We start from the raw sequence: 19,354 nt of genomic DNA, 5'->3' as shown, positions 1-19,354 counted from the left end.
CAACCTGGCGGCCGTCGCTTCCGTTGAAGCATCTGGTCGGACAGTCACGTCCGGCCACTGAAACACCTTGATCAAGGAGTGCCTCTCCATGTCGCGTACCGCGAAGGCTCTTGTCCTTTCCACCGTTGCTGCCGCCGCCGTTGCGGGCTCCGCCGGTATCGCCACCGCCGACAGCGGTGCGCAGGGTGCCGCCGCCGGTTCGCCCGGTGTGCTCTCGGGCAACGTGGCCCAGGTCCCGGTCCACGTTCCGGTTGGCGTCTGTGGCAACACCGTGAGCGTTGTCGGCCTGCTGAACCCGGCGATGGGCAGCGCCTGCGTGAACGGCTGATCGCCTTTCACCGACTTCCCCTCGGGCCGCCCTTCCTGCCATGGCGTCACATCGCCATGGCAGGGAGGGCGGTCGCTTCGTTTCGCTCCCGCCGATCCAGTGCATGCGTTCTCGCGCATTCGCGTTCCGAGAATTCCCCGGCTTCGGAGTTTCCCGGGCCTCGGGGGCTCGTTACACATCACGGAGCAGCAACAAGCAGCACCATGCAGCACGGCAGGCATACGGGCGGTCGGCCGCAAACAACCGCAATATGCCCGAACCGCATGACACTTGCGCCGCGACACGCGTGGCCGAAGGAGAGATTCACTGATGAAGCCCATGAAGGTTGCCGCCATCGTCGCCGGGTCCCTGGTGGCCGCGGGGGCCGCCTCGCCGGCGTTCGCTGTCGACTACCCGCCCACCACCCTCGGCGGCGGTATCAACACCCTCACGACCCAGTCCAAGTCCGCCACCCAGCCGCTGACGGGCGAGGCCCTGGACTCGGAGAAGCAGGGGTCGCTGCTCAACGAGGTCAAGGGCGCGACCACCGAGCTGAACCAGGCCAAGCACGCCGCCCCGGCCAAGCTGATCGGCGGGCTTCCGGTCAGCGGCTCCTGATCCTCCGGGCCGCACAGGCACGCCGACCTCCGACCCCCGGCACCTCGCCACGCCTCCTGACACCTTCGGAGTAATCGGTGTCGGGGGTCGACCGCGAAGGTGAGGCGACTGTTCGGAAAGTCCTGATACGTCGCTAAGGTCCCGAGAGTGACCTCAACCTTCAGCGCCGTAAGTGCCCTCTGCCCGGCCCAGTTGGGCACGCTCGTCGTCATCGCCTGGAAGGGCGAGCATCCCGACGACGAGCGGGACATGCCGTTTCTGCTGGCGTACTCGCTCGGGGACGGTGAGGGCGGCCCCGACGCGGTGACGGCCGCCGCCCGGCAGCTCCTCGACGAGGTGGGTCTGCCGGTCGGCAGCGAGTACGTGGACGTGGTGCAGGAGGGCGGACCGCCCATCACGCTGGTGGTCGAGGACGGCCGACCGGGTCAGGAAGTGGTGCTGACGATGCCTCACCTCAGTGCCCGGTGTGCGGTCTCGCCCGAGTGGCTGACCGCGGCACGAGGACACGGGCACGTCTACTTCCTCTTCGCCAGCCGGCCCTGGCCCAAGGCCGCTCCGGGAGTGCCGGTCAGCGAGGGGGAGCTGCGGGACTTCGTGGGCGACGAGGCGGTGCTGTCGTCGGCGGCCCACTGTCTGCTGCCGGTGCGTCAGCTCCAGGGGTGACGCGGGAGAGCGCGGCGGACCGCAGAAGCACGTCAAAGGGCCCGGCGGCGGTGGTATGACCGCCTGCCGGGCCGGGATTACGCCATGCGGATTACGGGTGACCGGTCTCGCTCGCCGGGCGGGTGGCCGTGCGGGGCACGAGCCTCCGAGTGGTCCCGGCGAGCCTGAGTGGTATTCCACTGGCGGGGGCGGCCAGGGCCGCCAGGTGGCGAAGCGTCAGCTTCATGATCGAGCTCCTCGATACAAGGGTCAGGACACTTAAGACGCTAATCGGAATCTGACGTTCCGTCGCGTCGGGCGAGGCAGTGACTACTGCGTGCGCGCATCGGCCCAGGTGAGGAACACAGGACTCAGGACTTCGGACAATGGACACACAAGTACGCACGCACAGGCGCGTCCCGCGCCCCGCCACCGCTTCCGGCGAAGCTCCGTCAGATGCCGTGGACTGCCTGGCTGCCTCGCGCGGCCTTGCCTGGCTGCTGGTGGTCACCGGCGCGGCGGGGCTGCTGGCGTCCTGGGTCATCACGATCGACAAGTTCCTGCTGCTCGAGGACCCCGGCTTCACCCCCGGGTGCAGTCTCAACCCGGTCGTCTCCTGCGGCAGCGTCATGAAGAGCGACCAGGCGGCGGTGTTCGGCTTCCCCAACCCGATGCTGGGCCTCGTGACCTACGCCGTCGTGATCGCGGCCGGCGCCGGACTGCTGGCCGGTGCCCGCTACCGCCGCTGGTTCTGGCTGGGGCTCAACGGCGGCGCCCTGTTCGGTGTGGGGTTCTGCACCTGGCTCCAGTTCCAGTCGCTGTACCGGATCAGCGCCCTGTGCCTGTGGTGCTCGCTGGCCTGGGTCGCGACCATCGTCCTGTTCTGCGCGGTGACCCGGCACACCGTCGTCCACCGGATGCTCCCGGCCCCGGCAGGAGTGCGGACCGTGCTGCGCGAGTTCGGCTGGATGCCCCCGGTGCTGTGGACCGGTGTGATCGGGATGCTGATCCTGACCCGCTGGTGGACCTTCTGGATCAGCTGACCGCATGTCATACGGGCGTGACCGTCCGCGCGGCCGGTGAGGTGCCTGGCGGAGTGCGGTACGGCGGCCCGGCAGGCCGTTGACATGGGTGTCGGGTACACGCAGACTCATGACGCGCTGCCGGGACGCACGCGGACACGGCCACGGGCGCGGCCACCGCCACGAAGGAGCTGACATGACCGATCGCCTGCGTGACGTGTACATCGTCGATGCTGTCCGCACGCCCATCGGCAAGTACGGCGGCGCGCTCTCCGCTGTCCGCCCCGACGATTTTGCCGCCGGGGTCCTGAGCGCCCTTGTGTCCCGTACACCCGGTCTCGATCCGGCCCGCATCGACGATGTCTTCTTCGGCGACACCAACGGCGCCGGCGAGGACAACCGCGATGTGGCGCGCATGGCCGTGCTGCTCGCGGGTCTGCCGGTCACGGTGCCCGGCACGACCGTGAACCGGCTCTGCGGCTCCGGTATGGAGGCGGTCATCCAGGCGGCCCGGGCCATCGCCGTCGGTGACGCCTCGATCGCCGTCGCGGGCGGCGTCGAGTCGATGAGCCGCGCGCCCTGGGTGATGAACAAGCCGGCCCGCGGATTCCCCGCTGGCCACCAGCAGATGTACTCGACCACGCTGGGCTGGCGGATGGTCAATCCACGGATGCCCGACGAGTGGACCGTCGGCCTGGGCGAGGGCGCCGAGCTGCTCGCCGAGAAGTACGGCATCGGGCGCGACGAGCAGGACGCGTTCGCGCTCACAAGCCACCGCAACGCCGCCCGGGCCTGGGCGGAGGGGCTGTACGACGGTGAGGTCGTGCCCGTAGAAGGCGTCGAGCTCAGCCGTGACGAGTGCATCCGCGACAGCACCTCGGTGGAGGCCCTGGCCAAGCTCAAGCCGGTCTTCCGCACGGACGGGAACGGCACCGTGACCGCGGGCAACTCGTCGCCGCTCAACGACGGCGCCGCGGCGCTGCTGCTGGTGGACGAGGACGGACTGCGCGCCACGGGGCGTGAGCCGCTCGCCCGCGTCGGGGCGTCCGCCGTCACCGGGATCGAGCCCCAGCACTTCGGGTCGGGACCGGTCGAGGCCGTCCGCCGTGCCCTGAAGAAGGCGGGCCGGGAGCTCGGCGATCTGCGCACCGTCGAGCTCAACGAGGCCTTCGCCGCACAGTCGCTGGCCTGTCTGCGGCAGTGGCCCGGTTTGGACCCGTCGCTCGTCAATCCGCGCGGTGGCGCCATCGCCATCGGCCATCCCCTGGGTGCGTCCGGTGCCAGGCTCACCGGCGCCGTCGCCCACCAGCTCGCGGCCGCCGGCTCGGGTACGGGCCTCGCCACGCTGTGCATCGGTGTGGGGCAGGGGCTGGCTCTCGTCCTGGAGCGCTGAGGCGCCGAATCAGCCGGCGCGCCAGGTCAGGTGCCGGGTGAACCAGTGCTCGGCGAGCACGGCGACCTCGTCCAGCGTGCCCGGCTCCTCGAAGAGGTGTGTCGCGCCGGGCACGAGCTCCAGCCGGTTCTCGCAGCGCAGGGCGGCCTGGGCCTGCCGGTTGAGCTCGATCACGGTCGTGTCCAGTCCCCCGACGATCAGCAGCGTCGGCGCGCGGACGCCCGGCAGTCGGGCCCCGGCCAGGTCGGGTCGCCCCCCGCGGGACACCACGGCGCCGACGTCCGTGCCCGCCGTCGCGGCGGCCCACAGCGCCGCCGCGGCCCCGGTGGATGCCCCGAAGTAGCCGATCGGCACCGGGGTGCGGGTGCGCAGCCAGTGGGTGGCCCCTTCGAGCCTGCGGGCGAGGATCTCGATGTCGAAGACATTGGCGCGGTCGGCCGCCTCGGACTCGGTGAGCAGGTCGAAGAGCAGGGTGCCGAGGCCCGCCCGGTTCAGTGCCTGCGCCACGGAGCGGTTGCGGGGGCTGTGCCGGCTGCTGCCCGAACCATGGGCGAACATCACGGCGGCCGCGGTGTCGGCCGGCAGGGTCAGCTCACCGGCCAGTCGTAGGGGATCTGCGTCGACCTCCACCTCCTCGGTCTGCGTGGCCCCCGCCCTTCTCAGCAGTGCGACGACCTCCTCGTCAGGGGTCTGGGAGAAGTCCTCGTACCACTCGCCGACCGCCGAGAAGGCGCGTGGCGTCGACAGGCACACCACCTCGTCCGCCGTGCTCCGCAGCCATTCCACCGCGTCCGGGGGCGCCACCGGTGCGGCCAGCACCACCCGGGCCGCCCCCTGCGCCCTGACGACCTCGACCGCCGCCGCTGCCGTGGCCCCGGTGGCGATGCCGTCGTCCACGAGCACCACCGTCCGGCCGGTGATGTCGACGCGCTCGCGGTCCGCCCTGAACTTGCGGGCCTGCCGGGTCAGTTCGGCCTCCTCGGCATGCTCGACCGACTCGACCTCCTGACGGGACACATGGCCGCGGCTCACGATGTCGTCACTGATGACCCGCACCCCGCCTTCCCCGATCGCCCCGAACCCGAGCTCCCGGTGGTACGGCACCCCCAGCTTCCGCACCACGATCACGTCCAGCGGCGCCCCGAGTGCCCGAGCCACCTCGTACGCCACCGGCACCCCGCCCCGCGGCAGCCCGAGGACGACAGGATCAGCCCCGCGCAGGTGTCGCAGTGCTTCGGCGAGGTGCCGTCCCGCGTCGACGCGGTCGGTGAAGTGCATTGCGCTGGCTCACCCCCTGAACAGGGAACGGGGGCACACGGGCTCTCCTTCGAACCAACCTCATGCCGGGTGTCCCCGCAACTCGAGGAGCCCCGGGATCAGCGGTGCTCGGGGTTCGGATAGTCGAACCGGCAGCCCGCGTCCCATTCGGAGCGCTGGTTGCCGTGCGCCGGGATACCGCCCGCCTGCCGCAGCAGAGCGGCGAGGTGCATCAGGTTCCACGTCATGAAGGTGGTGTTGCGGTTGGTGAAGTCGTTGTCGGGACCGCCGGACTCGGGGTCCAGATAGGAGGGTCCCGGTCCCGCCTCACCGATCCAACCCGCGTCGGCCTGCGGCGGGATGGTGTAGCCGAGGTGCTGGAGGCTGTAGAGGACGTTCATCGCGCAGTGCTTCACGCCGTCCTCGTTCCCGGTGATCAGACAGCCTCCGACCCGCCCGTAGTACGCGTACTGTCCGCGGTCGTTGAGCAACGACGAGCATGCGTAGAGCCGCTCGATGACCCGCTTCATCACGGAGCTGTTGTCGCCGAGCCAGATGGGCCCGGCGAGCACCAGGATGTCGGACGCCATCACCCGCTCGTACAGTGCGGGCCACTCGTCGGTGGCCCAGCCGTGTTCGGTCATGTCCGGCCATACGCCGGTGGCGATGTCGTGGTCGACGGCCCGGACCAGCTCGGTGGCGACCCCGTTGGCCTCCATCACGGCTCGGCTCCTGTCGATCAGGCCCTCGGTGTTGCTGATCTCGGGGGAGCGCTTCAGCGTGCAGTTGACGAACATCGCACGGAGACCGTCGTACGAGGGTGTGGCGGCCATGGACACCTCATGGGGGGAGGGGCGGATTCCCCACGGACGCTACCGACGCCCGGGCCGCCGCTCACGGAAGCTCTCCGGTCACTCGCCGATACGGATCAGCGCCAGCGTGATGTTGTCGGGCCCGCCGGACTCGATCGCGGCCTTCCAGAGCTCGTAGGCGGCCCGGCCGCCGTCGTGCACCCGCAGCAGGTCGTCGAGCTCCTCGTCGGGCACCGGGTCGGTCAGTCCGTCCGAGCAGATCAGCCAGCGGTCCCCCACGGCCAGCGGGGAGTGGGACACATGCGCGCTGATCGGGGTGCGGCTGAAGGAGCCGCCGAGGGTCTGGGTCACGGCCGACGTGGTGCGCCTGCCGGGTGCGGGCGGCGGGCTGTCGTCCACGCTCACCTGCCGCAGACGGCGCTCGCCCACCTCGTAGACCTTGCTGTCGCCCACGTTGAAGACCAGAACGGAGTCCGGCAGCACGACCGCGCCCGCGACGGTCGTGCCCATCGCGGTCAGCCCCGGGTCGCGGTCGGCGGCCGCGTACACCGAGTGGTTGCACAGGTCCAGCGCGTCACGCACGGCCTGCTCCCCGTCGAGGGACGGGCCGAGCCCCGCGAGGCGGCGAACCACCAGCGCGCTCGCCACCTCACCGGCGGGCTGCCCGCCGAGACCGTCGGCGATCGCGACGACCAGTGGGGTGCCGAGGGGGAACAGCAGGGTCTGGGGATTCTCCGTCACGGTCGCGCACAGGGTCCACGGTCCGGCGACAAAGCTGTCCTCGTTGTGCTCGCGGACCAGGCCGGTATCGCTCAGGGCGGTCACCGTTATGTACGGCACGCCTCCATTGTCACGCGTGGAGCGGACTTGTGCCTGTGTTCAGAGGATGAACGAACAACTTCCGCAGGAACCCGCCGACTTGGCCATTTCCCGGGTTTGGTGTGAAGTCTTGACGACAAGGGCCACCGGCAGTTGACTCACGCCCGGTTGAACCACAGCCGGCGCCGTCGTCAGCGGAGGAAGCCTTATGCACCAGGCAAGATCCCGGCTCAGAAAACTCACAGGAATCACCGGACTCACCAGCCGTACGGGACTCAGAAGAACCGCCACGCTCGTGTCCGCGTGTCTGCTCAGCGCGCTGCTCCCCCTCACCTCCGCCGCCGCCACCGTCGCGGCGGACGACTTCCCACCCGTCCCGATCGACCGCTTCGAAGGCGAGGTCCCCTTCGCGAGGCCGCCCGCCGACGGCATCTTCGCCTGGGGAAGCGACGCCGACGACCATCCGCCGCTCAGCCTCGCTGCGCGCTCCGACGCCCCCGAGGGCGGCAAGGTGCTCCAGGGTTCGTACGACATCAGCGGCTGGGGCGGCTTCACACATGATTTCGCCTTCGACAAGCCGGCCCGGGACTGGACCGCGCACCGGGGCGTCCGCTTCTGGTGGTACGGCCAGAACGCCGCGCCCCTGCCGCCTGGTTCGGGCAGGCGGGTGCACTTCGAGATCAAGGACGGCGGGGCAAACGGCGAGGCGTCGGAGCTCTGGACGACGTCGTTCACCGATGACTGGCAGGGCTGGCACCTGGTCGAAATCCCCTTCTCCCAGCTGGAGTACCGCACCGACTACCAACCCGTCGGCGGTATCGACCAGGTACTCGGGCTGACGGAGATCTGGGGCTACGCCTTCACCTTCCCGGTCGGTGTGCGGGGTGAATTCGCCATCGACAACGTGGAGTTGTACGGCAGCCCGGACCCGTCTCGTACGGCGCAGATCGTCACGGACGGCCCCCTGGTGAGGGCGCAGGAAGGTGCTTCGGCCGGTGTCCGGGTCACGCTGGGGACCTTGGGCGGTGTGCCGACCGAGAAGGCGGTGACCGTCGCCTACGCCACCGGGGGCGGCAACGCGACGGCCGGCCGGGACTACACGCCGGTGTCCGGCACGGTGACCTTCCCCGCGGGCACGGCGTCCGGTGCGTCCCGCACGATCGCGGTGCCCGTCCTGGCGGACGGTGTGGCCGAGACCGCCGAGACGGTGGGGCTGAAGCTGACCGTGACGGGAGCGAGGGCGCCCGCCGAGGACCCGAGGATCGTCATCAACGCGCACGGTATGCCGTACCTCGACACCGCGCTGCCCGTGCGCACGCGGGTCGCCGACCTGGTGTCGCGTATGACCCTGGAGGAGAAGGCCGGTCAGATGACCCAGGCCGAGCGGGGTGCGCTCGCGACGCAGGACGACATCGCGGCGTACGGTCTCGGCTCGCTGCTCTCCGGCGGTGGCTCGGCTCCCGCCCCCAACACCCCCGAGGCCTGGGCGAAGATGGTCGACTCGTACCAGTCACGGGCCATGACCAGCCGCTTCCAGATCCCCCTGATCTACGGCGCCGACGCCGTGCACGGGCACAACAACGTCTCCGGCTCCACGATCATGCCGCACAACATCGGCATCGGCGCCGGGCGGGACACCGCAATCGCGGAGCGTACGGGCGAGGTCACCGCCGCCGAGGTGCGTGCCACCGGGATCCCGTGGGACTTCGCGCCGTGTCTGTGTGTCACCCGCGATGAGCGCTGGGGCCGTTCGTACGAGTCGTTCGGCGAGGATCCCGCGCTGGTCACGGCCATGGAGACGGTGATCCGCGGGATGCAGGGCGCGGCGGACGGCAGTGACCTCGACCGCTCGGACAAGGTGCTGGCCACCGCCAAGCACTTCGCGGGTGACGGCGGCACCGGGTACGGCACCTCCACCACGGGCACGTACACCATCGACCAGGGCGTCACCAGGGTCACCCGTGCGGAGCTGGAGGCCGTGCATCTCGCTCCGTTCACGGACGCGGTGCGGTACGGGGTGGGCACGGTCATGCCGTCGTACTCGTCCGTCGACTACCTCGGTGACGGCCTCGGCCCGGTGAAGATGCACGCCAACGCCGAGCTGATCAACGGCGTGCTGAAGGGCCGGATGGGCTTCAAGGGCTTGGTGATCAGCGACTGGCAGGCCATCGACCAGATCCCGGGCGACTACGCGAGTGACGTGCGCACCTCGGTCAACGCCGGACTTGACATGATCATGGTGCCCTATGCCTACCAGGACTTCCGGCGCACCCTGATCCAGGAGGTCCAGGCCGGCCGGATCGCCCAGTCCCGGGTGAACGACGCCGTCTCGCGCATCCTGGAGCAGAAGTTCCGGCTCGGGCTGTTCGAGAAGCCGTACGCCGACACCTCCGGCCTCCCGCGGGTCGGATCGGCGGAGCACCGGGCGGTGGCCAGGGAGGCGGCGGCCAAGTCGCAGGTGCTGCTGAAGAACTCGGGAGGGGTGCTGCCCCTGCGCACCTCACAGAAGGTGTATCTGGCCGGGTCCAACGCGGATGACCTGGGCAACCAGGCGGGCGGCTGGACGATCAGCTGGCAGGGAGGGTCGGGCGCGATCACCCAGGGGACCACGATCCGCCGGGCGATGGAGAAGGCGGCGCCGGGCACCCTCACCTACTCCAAGGACGCTTCCGCCCCGCTCGGGGGCCATGACGCCGGTGTCGTGGTGGTCGGCGAGACCCCGTACGCGGAGGGCGTCGGCGATGTCGGCAACGGCCACGACCTGGAGCTCTCGGCCGCCGACAAAGCCGCGGTGGACCGGGTGTGCGGGGCGATGCGGTGTGCGGTGCTGGTCGTCTCCGGCCGCCCCCAGCTCATCGGTGACCGTCTCGGCGACATCGACGCGCTGGTGGCCTCGTGGCTGCCGGGCACGGAGGGCGACGGGGTGGCGGACGTGCTCTACGGAAAGCGCGCCTTCAGCGGGCAACTGCCGGTCACCTGGCCGAAGTCGCAGTCGCAGCTCCCGATCAACGTCGGCGACGCGACCTACGATCCGCAGTTCCCGTACGGCTGGGGACTGACGACGCTCACCGCCGTGCCCACGGGTGGTGAGGCCACGCTCGAGGCGCTGGCCGTCTCGGCGCGGATCGTGCAGGGGATGGGCGCCGCGAAGAGCGAGGCGGGCCGCGCCATCGCCGCCAAGGCCCGTGCGGTCGTCCAGCAGCGGATCGGGCAGAAGATGACCGCGGCGGTGGCGAAGCCGTTCGCCGAGGCCGACCATCTGCTGCTGACCGGGGATCTGAAGGGCGCGGTCGCGGCACTGACCACGTCCTACCGGGCGGTGACCGCGACGCGCTGAGACCCGTCCACAGCAGAGCCGTGCGGATGACAGGCCCGGGTGTGCTCCGGCGACGCCCGGGCCTGTGTCATGCGGGTCGCCCGGGAGCGGCTCGGCCTCGGGTTCGGTGCCCTGGCTGTTCGTCAGAGGCCTTCACACCGGGCTGCCCTTGAGCGCGAGCACGATCGCGGCCCCGATGCCCCCGGCGATCAGGGCGAAGGCGAAGGCTCCCCAGCCGCCGTTGCGCCAGGGGAAGAAGCGGTCGACCGCCAGGCTGCCGGGGCCGACGGCGGCCACCGTGAGCGCGGACACGGCCAGCATCAGGGGAAAGCCGAGGCCCACGGCTGCCCAGAGGTCCAGCTTCTCGGCGACGGACATGGCGTTGATCATCACCCCGACCACGGCGGCCGCGGCGAGCGGGGTGAGCAGTCCGATGGCGAGACCGATGCCGCCGAGGAACTCGGAGGCGCCCGCCAGGCCCGCGTAGACGGAGCCGGGCCGGTAGCCGATGTCGGCGAACCACTTCCCGGTTCCGTCGAGGCCCGCTCCGCCCAGCACCCCGAACAGCTTCTGGGCGCCGTAGCCGGCCAGGATCACCCCGGTGGCCAGTCTCAGGAGCAGCAGCCCGGCGTCGGCGGCGCCGACGGCGAAAGGGGCCGGTCCTGCACCATGGGCAGGGGAGTGCCGGGCACTCTCGGTGGACGTGTTCATCGTGGAGTCACCTCCGGTGGAATCACCTGCCGCACCGGTCACCATCGATAGTGCGCCCTTGCCGACGGGACAGTCCAGAACGGGTGAGTTCATGACGTGCACATGCGAACACCGTGCGGAGGTCGCCGGGACGTCACCTCCCGCTCCCACTCTCGGCGGGTATCCGTCCAGTCACTGAGACCGAGGAGTGCCACGTGAGCTTGAGGACGACCGGCGTCGCCGCCCTGGGCACGCTCCTTGCGGCGCTCACCGCGGGCGTGCCCGCCGAGGCCCGCACCTGGGACCCCACGCCCGCGCTGCCCGCCGTCACGCCGCGTGCCGAGGCGCCCACCTTGTACGACGACGAGGCGGGCGGTAATGCCAACGCGGACGACCCGGCGATCTGGCGCAACCCCAAAGACCCGGACCGCAGTCTGGTGATCGCCACGGCCAAGGAGGGCGGGCTGCGGGTATACGACCTCGACGCACGACAGATCCAGTCCATCGCAGCGCCCCGGCCGGGGCGCCGGGACGACGCCCCCGGCCGGTTCAACAACGTCGACCTGGTCCAGGGCCTGCGGCTGCGGGGCGGATCGGCCCAGGGCGCCCGGGCCGATCTCGCCGTGACCACGGACCGGGGCAACGACCGGCTGCGCTTCTACCGCATCGACGGCGACCGCCACCGGTCCGGCCGCGGCGCCGGCCCGCTGACCGATGTCACCGACGCCGCCGCGCCCCCGGTCTTCTCCCGGGACCAGGACGAGATCAACGACCAGAAGACCGCGTACGGCCTCGCCACCTGGACCGACAAGGCCAGCGGCCGTTCCTACGCCCTCGTGAGCCGGCGCAACCGCACCACCGTGGCCCTCATCGAGATCCGCCCCACCCCGACCGGCACGGTCACCTACCGCACCGTCCGCACGCTCGACCTCCCGTCCGCCTTCCGTCTCCCGAACGGCACCTCCTGGACCCCGTGCGCCGAGCCGGACGAGCTGCCCCAGGTCGAGGGCATGGTGGTGGACCCCGCCACCGGGATGCTCTACGCGGGCCAGGAGGACGTGGGCATCTGGCGGGTCAGGGCCGACCTCAAGGGCGCTCCGAAGCTCGTCGACAAGGTCCGTGAGTACGGCGTTCCCGGTGTGTACGACGAGCGGACCGAGGAGTGCACCCCGGGCACCGACCCGGGCTACGGCGGCTCCCGCCTCGCCGCCGACGTGGAGGGCCTGACGCTGCTGACCGAGCCGGACGGCGACGGATACCTGCTGGCCTCCAGCCAGGGCGACAACACCTTCGCCCTCTACGACAGGGAGTTGGGCGACCACAACGAGTACGAGGGCGGCTTCCGCATCACCGCCGCGTCGGCGACCCTGGACGGCTCCGAGGAGTGCGACGGCGCTGCCGTGCTCAACGCGCCCCTCGGCAGGAGGTATCCGCACGGGCTGCTCGTCGTCCAGGACGGTCATGACACCCCGGTGCAGGGTGACCGTGAGGCGACCGGCTTCAAGTTCGTCGACCTGGGCGAAGTGATGGAACGCATCGACGACTGACTCCGGTCGGTCACGGTCGGTGACGCCTTGGGTGGCGCCCCCTTTCGGCCCGATGGATCCTGAGAACTCCGGGATGTTCCGGGGAGGCCGAGAGGGAGGCGCCATGACCCGTACGACCGAGGCACCCCGCCACATCAGTGGTCTGAGGGGCACGCGCTACGGCGAGATCCTGCTGATCTCCCCCAGCGGCAACGGGTCCGACGGGCTCAAGGCGGCCGTCTACAACACGCTCGGACTCAACGACTGCCCGCAGGACTGGTGGAACGGGCTCGACCCCGGGTCGCTGGCCGAGCAGTTCAAGGTGCCCATGGTGCTGCTGAACGGACCGCGCTACTGGGCGATCGACGAGCTCACGGCGTACGCGGTGGGCGGGGTGACCACCTTCGACGGTGTCGACGCGCGGCTGGTGGCCGAGGTCGACATCCCCGCGGAGACGGCCCCCACGGGCGCCACGCCCCGGAAGCCCTACGTCGACATCATGGTCAAACGGGACACGGAGTATCTCCTGACCGCGGGCAAGCCGATCTACGCGCTGAACGCCTCCGACGGCCGCACATACGTCCTCCAGGCCTACGCCCATATCGTGGACGACAGCCTGACCCTCGACTCCCTGGCCACGCTCGGCGATCGCCTGAGCCTGCCGGAGGGCTGGCGGTTCGAGGTGCGGACCCCGGAGGAGGACCTGCGCGTGCGGACGGTCGACGGCGAGGCGCACGTCGTCCAGGACGAACTCCAGAACACCTACATGTTCCTCGCCCGCTGACGGGTGCCCACGCCGGCCGGGTCCCCGAGGTCCGTCCGGGCGCCGCCGGTCGGGGGCTGACATGCTGACTCCATGGCGGAACTCAACGGACGGCCCGTGGGACCCGATGCCCTCCTGGCCCTCGGGCTCACGAACTACGGGCACTTCACGAGCATGCGTGTGGACGACGAGCGTGTGCGCGGCCTCGATCTGCATCTGGCGCGGCTGGCCCGGGACTGCCGGACCGTCTTCGGTGCCGAGCTCGACCTCGACCGGGTCCGCCATCATGTGCGCCATGCGGCCGGGGACAAGGCAGGCTCCTTCGTCGTCCGGGTCACCGTCTTCGATCCCGGAATCGACATCGGGCACCCTTCCGGCGCGGACAGCCCGGACATCCTCGTCACCATCCGGCCCGCGGCGGCCTTCCCCCTGGCACCGCTGCGAGCGAAGACGGTCCGCTATGAACGCGACGTACCGACGGTCAAGCACCTCGGCCTGTTCGGCTCACTGCACGCCCGCCGCTCCGCACAGCTCAACGGCTTCGACGACGCACTTTTCACCAGCCGGGACGGCCTCGTCGGAGAAGGCGGCACCTGGAACGTCGGTTTCCTCACCGGGGCGGGCATAGTGTGGCCCGAGGCCGATGTGCTGCCCGGGGTCACCATGGCGCTCCTCCAGCGACTCGCCGAGCACACCGTCGCACCGGTCACCGTCGCCGAAGCCCAGGGCGCGCAGGCGGCGTTCGCCACGAACGCGGCCATCGGCGTCCGGCCGCTGTCCTGCATCGACGACGCCCGGATGGCTGACGGGGATCCCCGGCTCACCGTACTGCGCGAGGCGTACCGCGCGCTGCCCGGCGATCGGCTCTAGCCCAGGCCTTGCGGGCCAGCCCTCGGTCCCGGTCGCGGTACCAGGTGAGCCGCCCCGGCCGAGTGGGCCGCCCGGACCGTGTCCGACTCCAACTCCTGTGACAGGGCTGATGACGGGTGTCGCCGCTCAGGGCGCCGTGAACAGCGTGGGGAAGCGAGGTGCGAGCCACGGCTTCCGGCCCCAGGCCAGGACCCCTCCGCGGGCCATGGCACCCCAGGGGCCCCGGCGGCCGAGGGCCATCAGGAGGAACGCGACCGGCTCGGTGAGGATCGTGCAGTCGGGGTGCCGCGGGAGCTGCGGGGACACGGTCACCGCGCCGTCGGCGAACGTGGCGCCGAAGGTGGCGCCGCCGCGCAGACGGATGGTGTAGCGGGCCGAGAAACCGGCCGCGGCGGGGGTGTTGACGACGCGGGGCATGGCCGTGATCAGGAAGGGCAGGGCCAGCTCGACGCGGGTGCGGTCGATCATGTGCGGGCGGCTCACGGCGCGGGCGATGTCGTAGCCGTGGCCCAGCATGTGAGTCAGCAGGTACGCGCCCAGGTCGGCGGGGCTCATCGGGCCCAGGGGGGTGACCAGGGTCCGGTCCGCCGGGAGCTCCTCCACGGCGGTGAGGAAGGCCTCTGCCTGGTCCACGATCATCCGGGCCAGCGGTTCGGCCCCGCGCTCACCGAACGCGGCGAGGGCACGCTCATTTGCCTCGGCCAGACTCTGCGGGGTGCCGTCGCCGTGGCTGCGGTCGTGGCCTGCCGCCACATCGGCCATCAGCTCGTTGGCCTGTGCCAGGTGCGCCGCCGCCTCCCCGAGGGTCCACTCGGAGCCGGGCACGGGGCCGTTGGTGTCGGCGGCGCCGCGCAGGAGCGCCGCGATGTCCTCGGCGGTGCCGCGTATCGCCGTGTCGAGGCCGCTGGGCAGCGTGCCTCGTATGCGCAGTCCGGCCGTTGGTTCCATGCCGTCGCCTCTCCTGGCCCGCCTTGTCCCCCGCGTGTCCGCGTACCCAATCAGGCAGCGGCGCCGGCGGCAAGGGGTGGCCCGGGTCCGGCCGTACCCCGGGGACTGGCCGGACCCTGGTGGGCTTCAGCCCTGGCCGGAGGCCTGCTCCAGGCGGTCCAGATGGGGCAGCAGGTGACCCATCCGCTCGCGCTTGGTCCGCAGATAGGCGATGTTCTCCTCGCGCGGGGGCGTCAGCAGCGGCACCTGCTCGGCGATCTCGATGCCGTGCTTGAGGAGCGCGTCGCGCTTTCTCGGGTTGTTCGACATGAGCCGTACGGACCGCACCCCGAGGTCGTGCAGCATGTCCGCCGCGACCTGGAAGTCGCGGGCGTCGGCGGGGAGCCCGAGCGCGAGATTCGCCTCGACGGTGTCCAGGCCCTCGGCCTGGAGCTGCATCGCCTGGAGTTTGGCCAGCAGTCCGATACCGCGGCCCTCGTGGCCCTGGAGGTACAGGAGCACCCCGCGGCCCTCACGCACGATCGCGCGCAGGGCGGCGTCCAGCTGGTCGCCGCACTCGCAGTGCTTGGAGCCGAAGGCGTCTCCGGTCAGGCACTCCGAATGGACACGGGTGAGCGCGCCCTCTCCCTCGATGTCGCCGTAAACCAAAGCGATTTGTTCGTCGCCGCGAATGCGATCCAGGTAGCCGACGGCGAGAAAATCACCGTGTACGGTGGACAGTCGGACATTTGCCCTGCGTTCCACGCAGGATGCACCTACCGTGTCCACGTTTGAGCCATCGGTATCTATCATGGCCAGATCATATCGGGTAACCTCTGCTGCTGGGCCAGGAATCGGCGAGAAGTTTCCAACTGATCTCCCAATCGCCTGGCGTGAAGAGGAAGAGTGAAAGGGTCGGGAAAGATGGGTGGCCCGCATGTGCGACTCCCTGCATTGGGTCTGCTGCCGTTGGAGACGACAACGGACGATGTAAGGGACGGGCGGGCTTCCGTGGCCATCCTGCCCATCGGCAGTTTCGAGCAACACGGGTCGTTCCTCCCGCTGATGACGGACACGGTGGTGGCCTGTGCCATCGCCCGTGAGATCGCCGCCGCCTACCCGGTGCACTGCCTCCCACCTGTGACGATCTCCTGCTCACACGAGCACGCCACGTGGCCGGGCACCGTCAGTATCTCCGCCGCCACGCTCTACGCCGTTGTACGGGACATCGCCGAATCGCTGCGCCGATCCGGTATCGACGATCTCGTACTGATCAACGGCCATGGCGGAAACTACGTGCTGCGCAACGTGGTTCAGGAGTCGGACGGCACCGGGACGCGCATGGCGCTGTTCCCTGGGTCCGGCGACTGGAGTGCCGCGCGGGAGCGTGCGGGAGTGCGGACTTCGTCGCACAGCGATATGCACGCGGGTGAGGTCGAGACGTCGATCCTGTTGCACGATCATCCCGAACTGGTCCGCCCCGGCTATGAGGCATCCGACTTTCTCGCCGATGACCGGCAGCATCTGCTCACTCTCGGCATGAACGCCTACACGGAATCCGGTGTCGTGGGCCGGCCCTCAATGGCTTCGGCGGAAAAGGGAAAGCAATTGCTCGCCGGTCTCGTTGAATCGTTCGGTGATTACTTTTCACTTCTCACCGGCCCTGCTGGCCCTGCTGTTCCAGCCGTTCCCGCGAAATCGGCCGACGTTCTCCGGGAGGCGCGATGAGCGGCCCGCTCGACACGGCCGGGGCCTGGCGGCGGCTGCTCACCGTGCGCACGGAGGCGGACGCGTCCGGCGCCGGCCTCCGCACCGGCGAGGACGGACGGTGGCACTGGCCCGACGCCCTCCCGGGGGCGGATGACCTCGCAGACCGCTATCTGTCGCTGTGCCTGGCCGGCCCCCGCTTCACCTTCGCCCAACTCGGGCAGAGCCTGGACGGGTTCATCGCCAGCCGCACGGGGGACGCCGACTACGTCACCGGCGAGGAGGACCGCCGCCATCTGCACCGGCTGCGCGCACTCGCCGACGCGGTGCTGGTCGGAGCCGGGACCGCGGTCGCCGACAACCCCCAGCTCACGGTGCGCGCCTGTGCCGGGACCAACCCGGTGCGTGTCGTCCTCGACCCGCAGGGCCGGGTGCCGCTGGAGCACAAGGTGTTCACCGACGGCGCCGCCCCGACCCTGTGGGTGCTGGGCGCCGACAGCGAGCGCGACGCCTCCGGCGTGGGCGGGGGAGTGGACGTACTCGTCCTGCCGGACCGCGCGGCCTTCGGTCCGAGCCGCCTGGTGCACGAGCTCGCGCGCCGCGGTCTCGGCCGGCTGCTCGTCGAGGGCGGCGGCGTCACGGTGTCCCGCTTCCTGCACACGGGCGCGCTCGACCGGCTCTATGTGACCGTGGCCCCCGTCCTGCTCGGCGACGGGGTTCCCGGGCTGGCCTTCCCCGGGCCCGCGCGGATGCGTGATGCCCTGCGGCCCCCGGTGCGACGGGCCGTCCTCGGCGAGGACACCCTCTTCGAACTCGACCTGCGTGCGGCGAGTTCCGGTCAGGAAGGGGCCCAGCCACTGGGCGACGAGAACGGCGATACCGGGCAGGCTGGCGACGAAGGCGAGCAGCCCGTAGACCACGGCCACGGTCAGGCCCTGTGAGGTGCTGAGGCCGGCGGCTCCGAAGGCCCAGGCGGTGACGCCCTCCCTGGGCCCCCAGCCGCCGACGTTCAGCGGGAGGGCCATCGCCAGCAGCGCCAGCACCATCAGCGGCAGCAGTTCGGAGGCCGGGGCGGTCGCCCCGGCGGCCCTGGCGGCGACCAGGAACAGGCCGAGATGTCCGGCCAGTACGGCGACCGACGAGACCAGCACCCCCGGCCAGCTGCCACGGGCGAAGAGACCGCCGCGGGCCTCGGTCAGCGTGGCCCGGAGAGCCCGCCCCCAGCGCGACTTCGCGGGCCTGCGCCGCAGCAGGCGTACGGCGAGGGCCACGGACCCGCACCCCAGGGCGAGTACGGCCAGCACACCGGGCGAGGTGGCCAGGTCACTGACGGCCCGGCCCGTTTCGCCCGGCGCGAGCGTGGGGCGCCCGACCAGCAGCAGCAATCCGACCGCGATCAGCACCGCCTGACCGGCGACCCGTTCCAGGACCACCGCCCGTACGCCCCGGCCGACATCGCCTTCGCTGCGCCCGTGCCGCACGGCACGGTGCACATCGCCGAGCACGCCACCGGGCAGCGCGGCGTTCAGGAACAGCGCGCGGTAGTAGTCGGCGACCGCCTGCCCCAGGGGCAGCCGGATGCCCAGGCCCCGGGCCACCAGGCACCAGCGCCATGCACTCAGCACGGTGGTGAGCAGCCCGAGTCCGAGGGCGGCCAGGACGACAGGGAGGTCGATCCCGCGCAGACCGGCGACGAAGGCGCCGGTGCCCTGCCACCACAGCATCCCCACCAGGATGGCCGCCCCGGTGAGCATCCCGAGGCGTGCCCTGACCGCCCGCAGAGTCATGAGACCCCGCCCGCCGCCGTCCCGGGCAGCGCCAGTACGTCGCTGTGGTGGAGCGTGACCCGCAACTCGCCCGCGGCACAGGCTTCCAGGCGGCGGCGCAGATACGCCTCCGCGTCCGCGGCGAGATCCGGCCGCTGCTCACAGGCGGCGCCGATCCAGCCGCGCAGCCACTCGGCGGTGAGTTGCCGGAGCGCCGGGTCGGCCGCAGTGCCGGTCGCCGGGGCGACGCCCAGCCGCCAGGGGCTCGGCTGCACCCGTACGGTCATCCCGTAACGGGCGAAGGCGACCGAGGCCGCGGCGACGGCGTCCGGGCCGAGCAGCCGGCGTCCCTGGTCGACCCGGCGCTGGTGCGCGTTGAACGCCTCGGTGATCTCGGTGTCCAGCGGGTCGGCGGGGTCGAGGTCGACCCGGCCCACCACCGACAGCGCCAGCAGCGCCGGGCAGCGGGCTCCGGCGCAGGCCGCCGCAAGGGCGTCCAACTCGTCGCGGGTGAGCAGGTCGAGCAGGGCGGACGCCGTCACCAGCGAGGTGCCGGCGAGGGCCGCGGTGTCCAGCAGGGCGATGTCGCCGCGCTGGGTCGCGACCGTGACGGGGCTGCCGTCGGCGGCCGTACGCGGCAGTTGCGCCGCGGCGATCTCCAGCAGTTCGGGGTCGTGGTCGTGCAGGATCCAGTGCTGGGGGCCGCTGAGCCGGGGAGCCAGCCAGCGCCCCATCGAGCCGGTGCCGCAGCCGAGATCCCGGATCACCAGTGGGGTGTCCGTCCGCGTGGACATGTGGTGCCGCAGCGGGTCGAGGAGTTCGGGTGCGCGGGCGGCGGCGTCGGCGCTCTCGCGCAGCGTCAGCCACTCGGGGGCGAAGCGGGGCTTCGTGCCTGCCATATCGGTGGTGTCCATCGTGG

18 protein-coding genes and 1 pseudogene are annotated in these 19,354 nt (G+C 71.1%); 11 read left to right on the top strand and 8 right to left on the bottom strand.

The genetic code is table 11. The annotated features are described in order from the left end of the window. The first annotated feature begins 88 nt into the window (after positions 1-88). From ABZ532_RS18205 to ABZ532_RS18185, 5 genes are all read left to right on the top strand, one after another. A complete protein-coding gene (locus tag ABZ532_RS18205; protein WP_361283966.1) occupies positions 89-328 on the top strand; it encodes a chaplin in 240 nt (79 codons plus the stop codon). A gap of 309 nt (positions 329-637) precedes the next feature. Beyond that, positions 638-925 (top strand): hypothetical protein, encoded by a 288-nt coding sequence (locus ABZ532_RS18200; RefSeq protein ID WP_361283963.1) that lies wholly within the window; start codon positions 638-640, stop codon positions 923-925. A gap of 147 nt (positions 926-1,072) precedes the next feature. Next, positions 1,073-1,588, top strand: a complete 516-nt coding sequence (locus ABZ532_RS18195) for a DUF5949 family protein (RefSeq protein ID WP_361283960.1) — start codon at positions 1,073-1,075, stop codon at positions 1,586-1,588. Between the two features lie 365 nt (positions 1,589-1,953). Further along, positions 1,954-2,610: a vitamin K epoxide reductase family protein gene (locus tag ABZ532_RS18190; RefSeq protein WP_361283957.1), complete on the top strand. Its 657-nt coding sequence runs from the start codon at positions 1,954-1,956 to the stop codon at positions 2,608-2,610. A 175-nt stretch (positions 2,611-2,785) separates the two neighbouring features. After that, on the top strand, positions 2,786-3,982 hold the full coding sequence (locus tag ABZ532_RS18185; protein ID WP_361283954.1) for a thiolase family protein: 1,197 nt from the start codon (positions 2,786-2,788) through the stop codon (positions 3,980-3,982). Positions 3,983-3,991: 9 nt separating this feature from the next. On the opposite strand, the gene ABZ532_RS18180 is transcribed toward ABZ532_RS18185, so the two are convergent. The 3 genes from ABZ532_RS18180 to ABZ532_RS18170 all read right to left on the bottom strand — a co-directional run bounded on the left by ABZ532_RS18180 (position 3,992) and on the right by ABZ532_RS18170 (position 6,891). Continuing rightward, positions 3,992-5,260: a phosphoribosyltransferase family protein gene (locus ABZ532_RS18180; RefSeq protein ID WP_361283951.1), complete on the bottom strand. Its 1,269-nt coding sequence runs from the start codon at positions 5,258-5,260 to the stop codon at positions 3,992-3,994. Between the two features lie 98 nt (positions 5,261-5,358). Further along, positions 5,359-6,072, bottom strand: coding sequence for a flavodoxin family protein (locus ABZ532_RS18175; RefSeq protein ID WP_361283948.1), 714 nt, complete (start codon positions 6,070-6,072; stop codon positions 5,359-5,361). A gap of 78 nt (positions 6,073-6,150) precedes the next feature. Then, positions 6,151-6,891, bottom strand: a complete 741-nt coding sequence (locus tag ABZ532_RS18170; protein ID WP_361283945.1) for a protein phosphatase 2C domain-containing protein — start codon at positions 6,889-6,891, stop codon at positions 6,151-6,153. Positions 6,892-7,165: 274 nt separating this feature from the next. Between ABZ532_RS18170 and ABZ532_RS18165 the strand changes: the two genes are divergently transcribed. Further along, complete coding sequence (locus tag ABZ532_RS18165; RefSeq protein WP_361283942.1) at positions 7,166-10,207, top strand: glycoside hydrolase family 3 N-terminal domain-containing protein; 3,042 nt, start codon at positions 7,166-7,168, stop codon at positions 10,205-10,207. Positions 10,208-10,339: 132 nt separating this feature from the next. Here the strand turns inward: ABZ532_RS18165 and ABZ532_RS18160 are convergent, their stop codons facing one another. Next, positions 10,340-10,990, bottom strand: a complete 651-nt coding sequence (locus tag ABZ532_RS18160) for a DoxX family protein (protein WP_361283939.1) — start codon at positions 10,988-10,990, stop codon at positions 10,340-10,342. A gap of 164 nt (positions 10,991-11,154) precedes the next feature. Here ABZ532_RS18160 and ABZ532_RS18155 point away from each other — a divergent pair, with 164 nt between their 5' ends. The 3 genes from ABZ532_RS18155 to ABZ532_RS18145 all read left to right on the top strand — a co-directional run bounded on the left by ABZ532_RS18155 (position 11,155) and on the right by ABZ532_RS18145 (position 14,035). After that, positions 11,155-12,423, top strand: coding sequence for a phytase (locus ABZ532_RS18155; protein ID WP_361284246.1), 1,269 nt, complete (start codon positions 11,155-11,157; stop codon positions 12,421-12,423). Positions 12,424-12,526: 103 nt separating this feature from the next. Next, positions 12,527-13,186, top strand: coding sequence for a hypothetical protein (locus tag ABZ532_RS18150; protein WP_361283936.1), 660 nt, complete (start codon positions 12,527-12,529; stop codon positions 13,184-13,186). A 72-nt stretch (positions 13,187-13,258) separates the two neighbouring features. Beyond that, positions 13,259-14,035: an aminotransferase class IV family protein gene (locus ABZ532_RS18145; RefSeq protein ID WP_361283933.1), complete on the top strand. Its 777-nt coding sequence runs from the start codon at positions 13,259-13,261 to the stop codon at positions 14,033-14,035. Positions 14,036-14,161: 126 nt separating this feature from the next. Here ABZ532_RS18145 and ABZ532_RS18140 read toward each other — a convergent pair whose 3' ends face one another. Together ABZ532_RS18140 and ribA are read right to left on the bottom strand one after the other, a co-directional pair. Beyond that, the gene (locus ABZ532_RS18140; RefSeq protein ID WP_361283929.1) at positions 14,162-14,983 is read right to left on the bottom strand and encodes a maleylpyruvate isomerase family mycothiol-dependent enzyme; all 822 of its coding nucleotides are present in this window, start codon (positions 14,981-14,983) and stop codon (positions 14,162-14,164) included. 126 nt (positions 14,984-15,109) lie between these two features. Continuing rightward, positions 15,110-15,775 (bottom strand): GTP cyclohydrolase II, encoded by a 666-nt coding sequence (gene ribA / locus ABZ532_RS18135; RefSeq protein ID WP_361283926.1) that lies wholly within the window; start codon positions 15,773-15,775, stop codon positions 15,110-15,112. Between the two features lie 111 nt (positions 15,776-15,886). Between ribA and ABZ532_RS18130 the strand changes: the two genes are divergently transcribed. Together ABZ532_RS18130 and ABZ532_RS18125 are read left to right on the top strand one after the other, a co-directional pair. Continuing rightward, on the top strand, positions 15,887-16,690 hold the full coding sequence (locus ABZ532_RS18130; protein WP_361283923.1) for a creatininase family protein: 804 nt from the start codon (positions 15,887-15,889) through the stop codon (positions 16,688-16,690). Beyond that, positions 16,687-17,610: a RibD family protein gene (locus tag ABZ532_RS18125; RefSeq protein ID WP_361284243.1), complete on the top strand. Its 924-nt coding sequence runs from the start codon at positions 16,687-16,689 to the stop codon at positions 17,608-17,610. Before ABZ532_RS18130 ends, ABZ532_RS18125 begins: the two co-directional genes overlap by 4 nt. On the opposite strand, the pseudogene ABZ532_RS18120 reads toward ABZ532_RS18125, so the two are convergent. Continuing rightward, a pseudogene (locus tag ABZ532_RS18120) lies at positions 17,524-18,456 on the bottom strand (lysylphosphatidylglycerol synthase transmembrane domain-containing protein); the annotation flags it as partial. The gene ABZ532_RS18125 and the pseudogene ABZ532_RS18120 sit on opposite strands and share 87 nt — an antisense overlap. After that, the gene (locus ABZ532_RS18115) at positions 18,453-19,349 is read right to left on the bottom strand and encodes a class I SAM-dependent methyltransferase (RefSeq protein ID WP_361284240.1); all 897 of its coding nucleotides are present in this window, start codon (positions 19,347-19,349) and stop codon (positions 18,453-18,455) included. The gene ABZ532_RS18115 and the pseudogene ABZ532_RS18120, both read right to left, overlap by 4 nt. Positions 19,350-19,354 lie beyond the last annotated feature (5 nt).

It is taken from the genome of Streptomyces sp. NPDC019396 (assembly GCF_040632375.1).
GTDB lineage: Bacteria > Actinomycetota > Actinomycetes > Streptomycetales > Streptomycetaceae > Streptomyces.
This window is presented reverse-complemented; position numbering and strand designations above follow the sequence as displayed.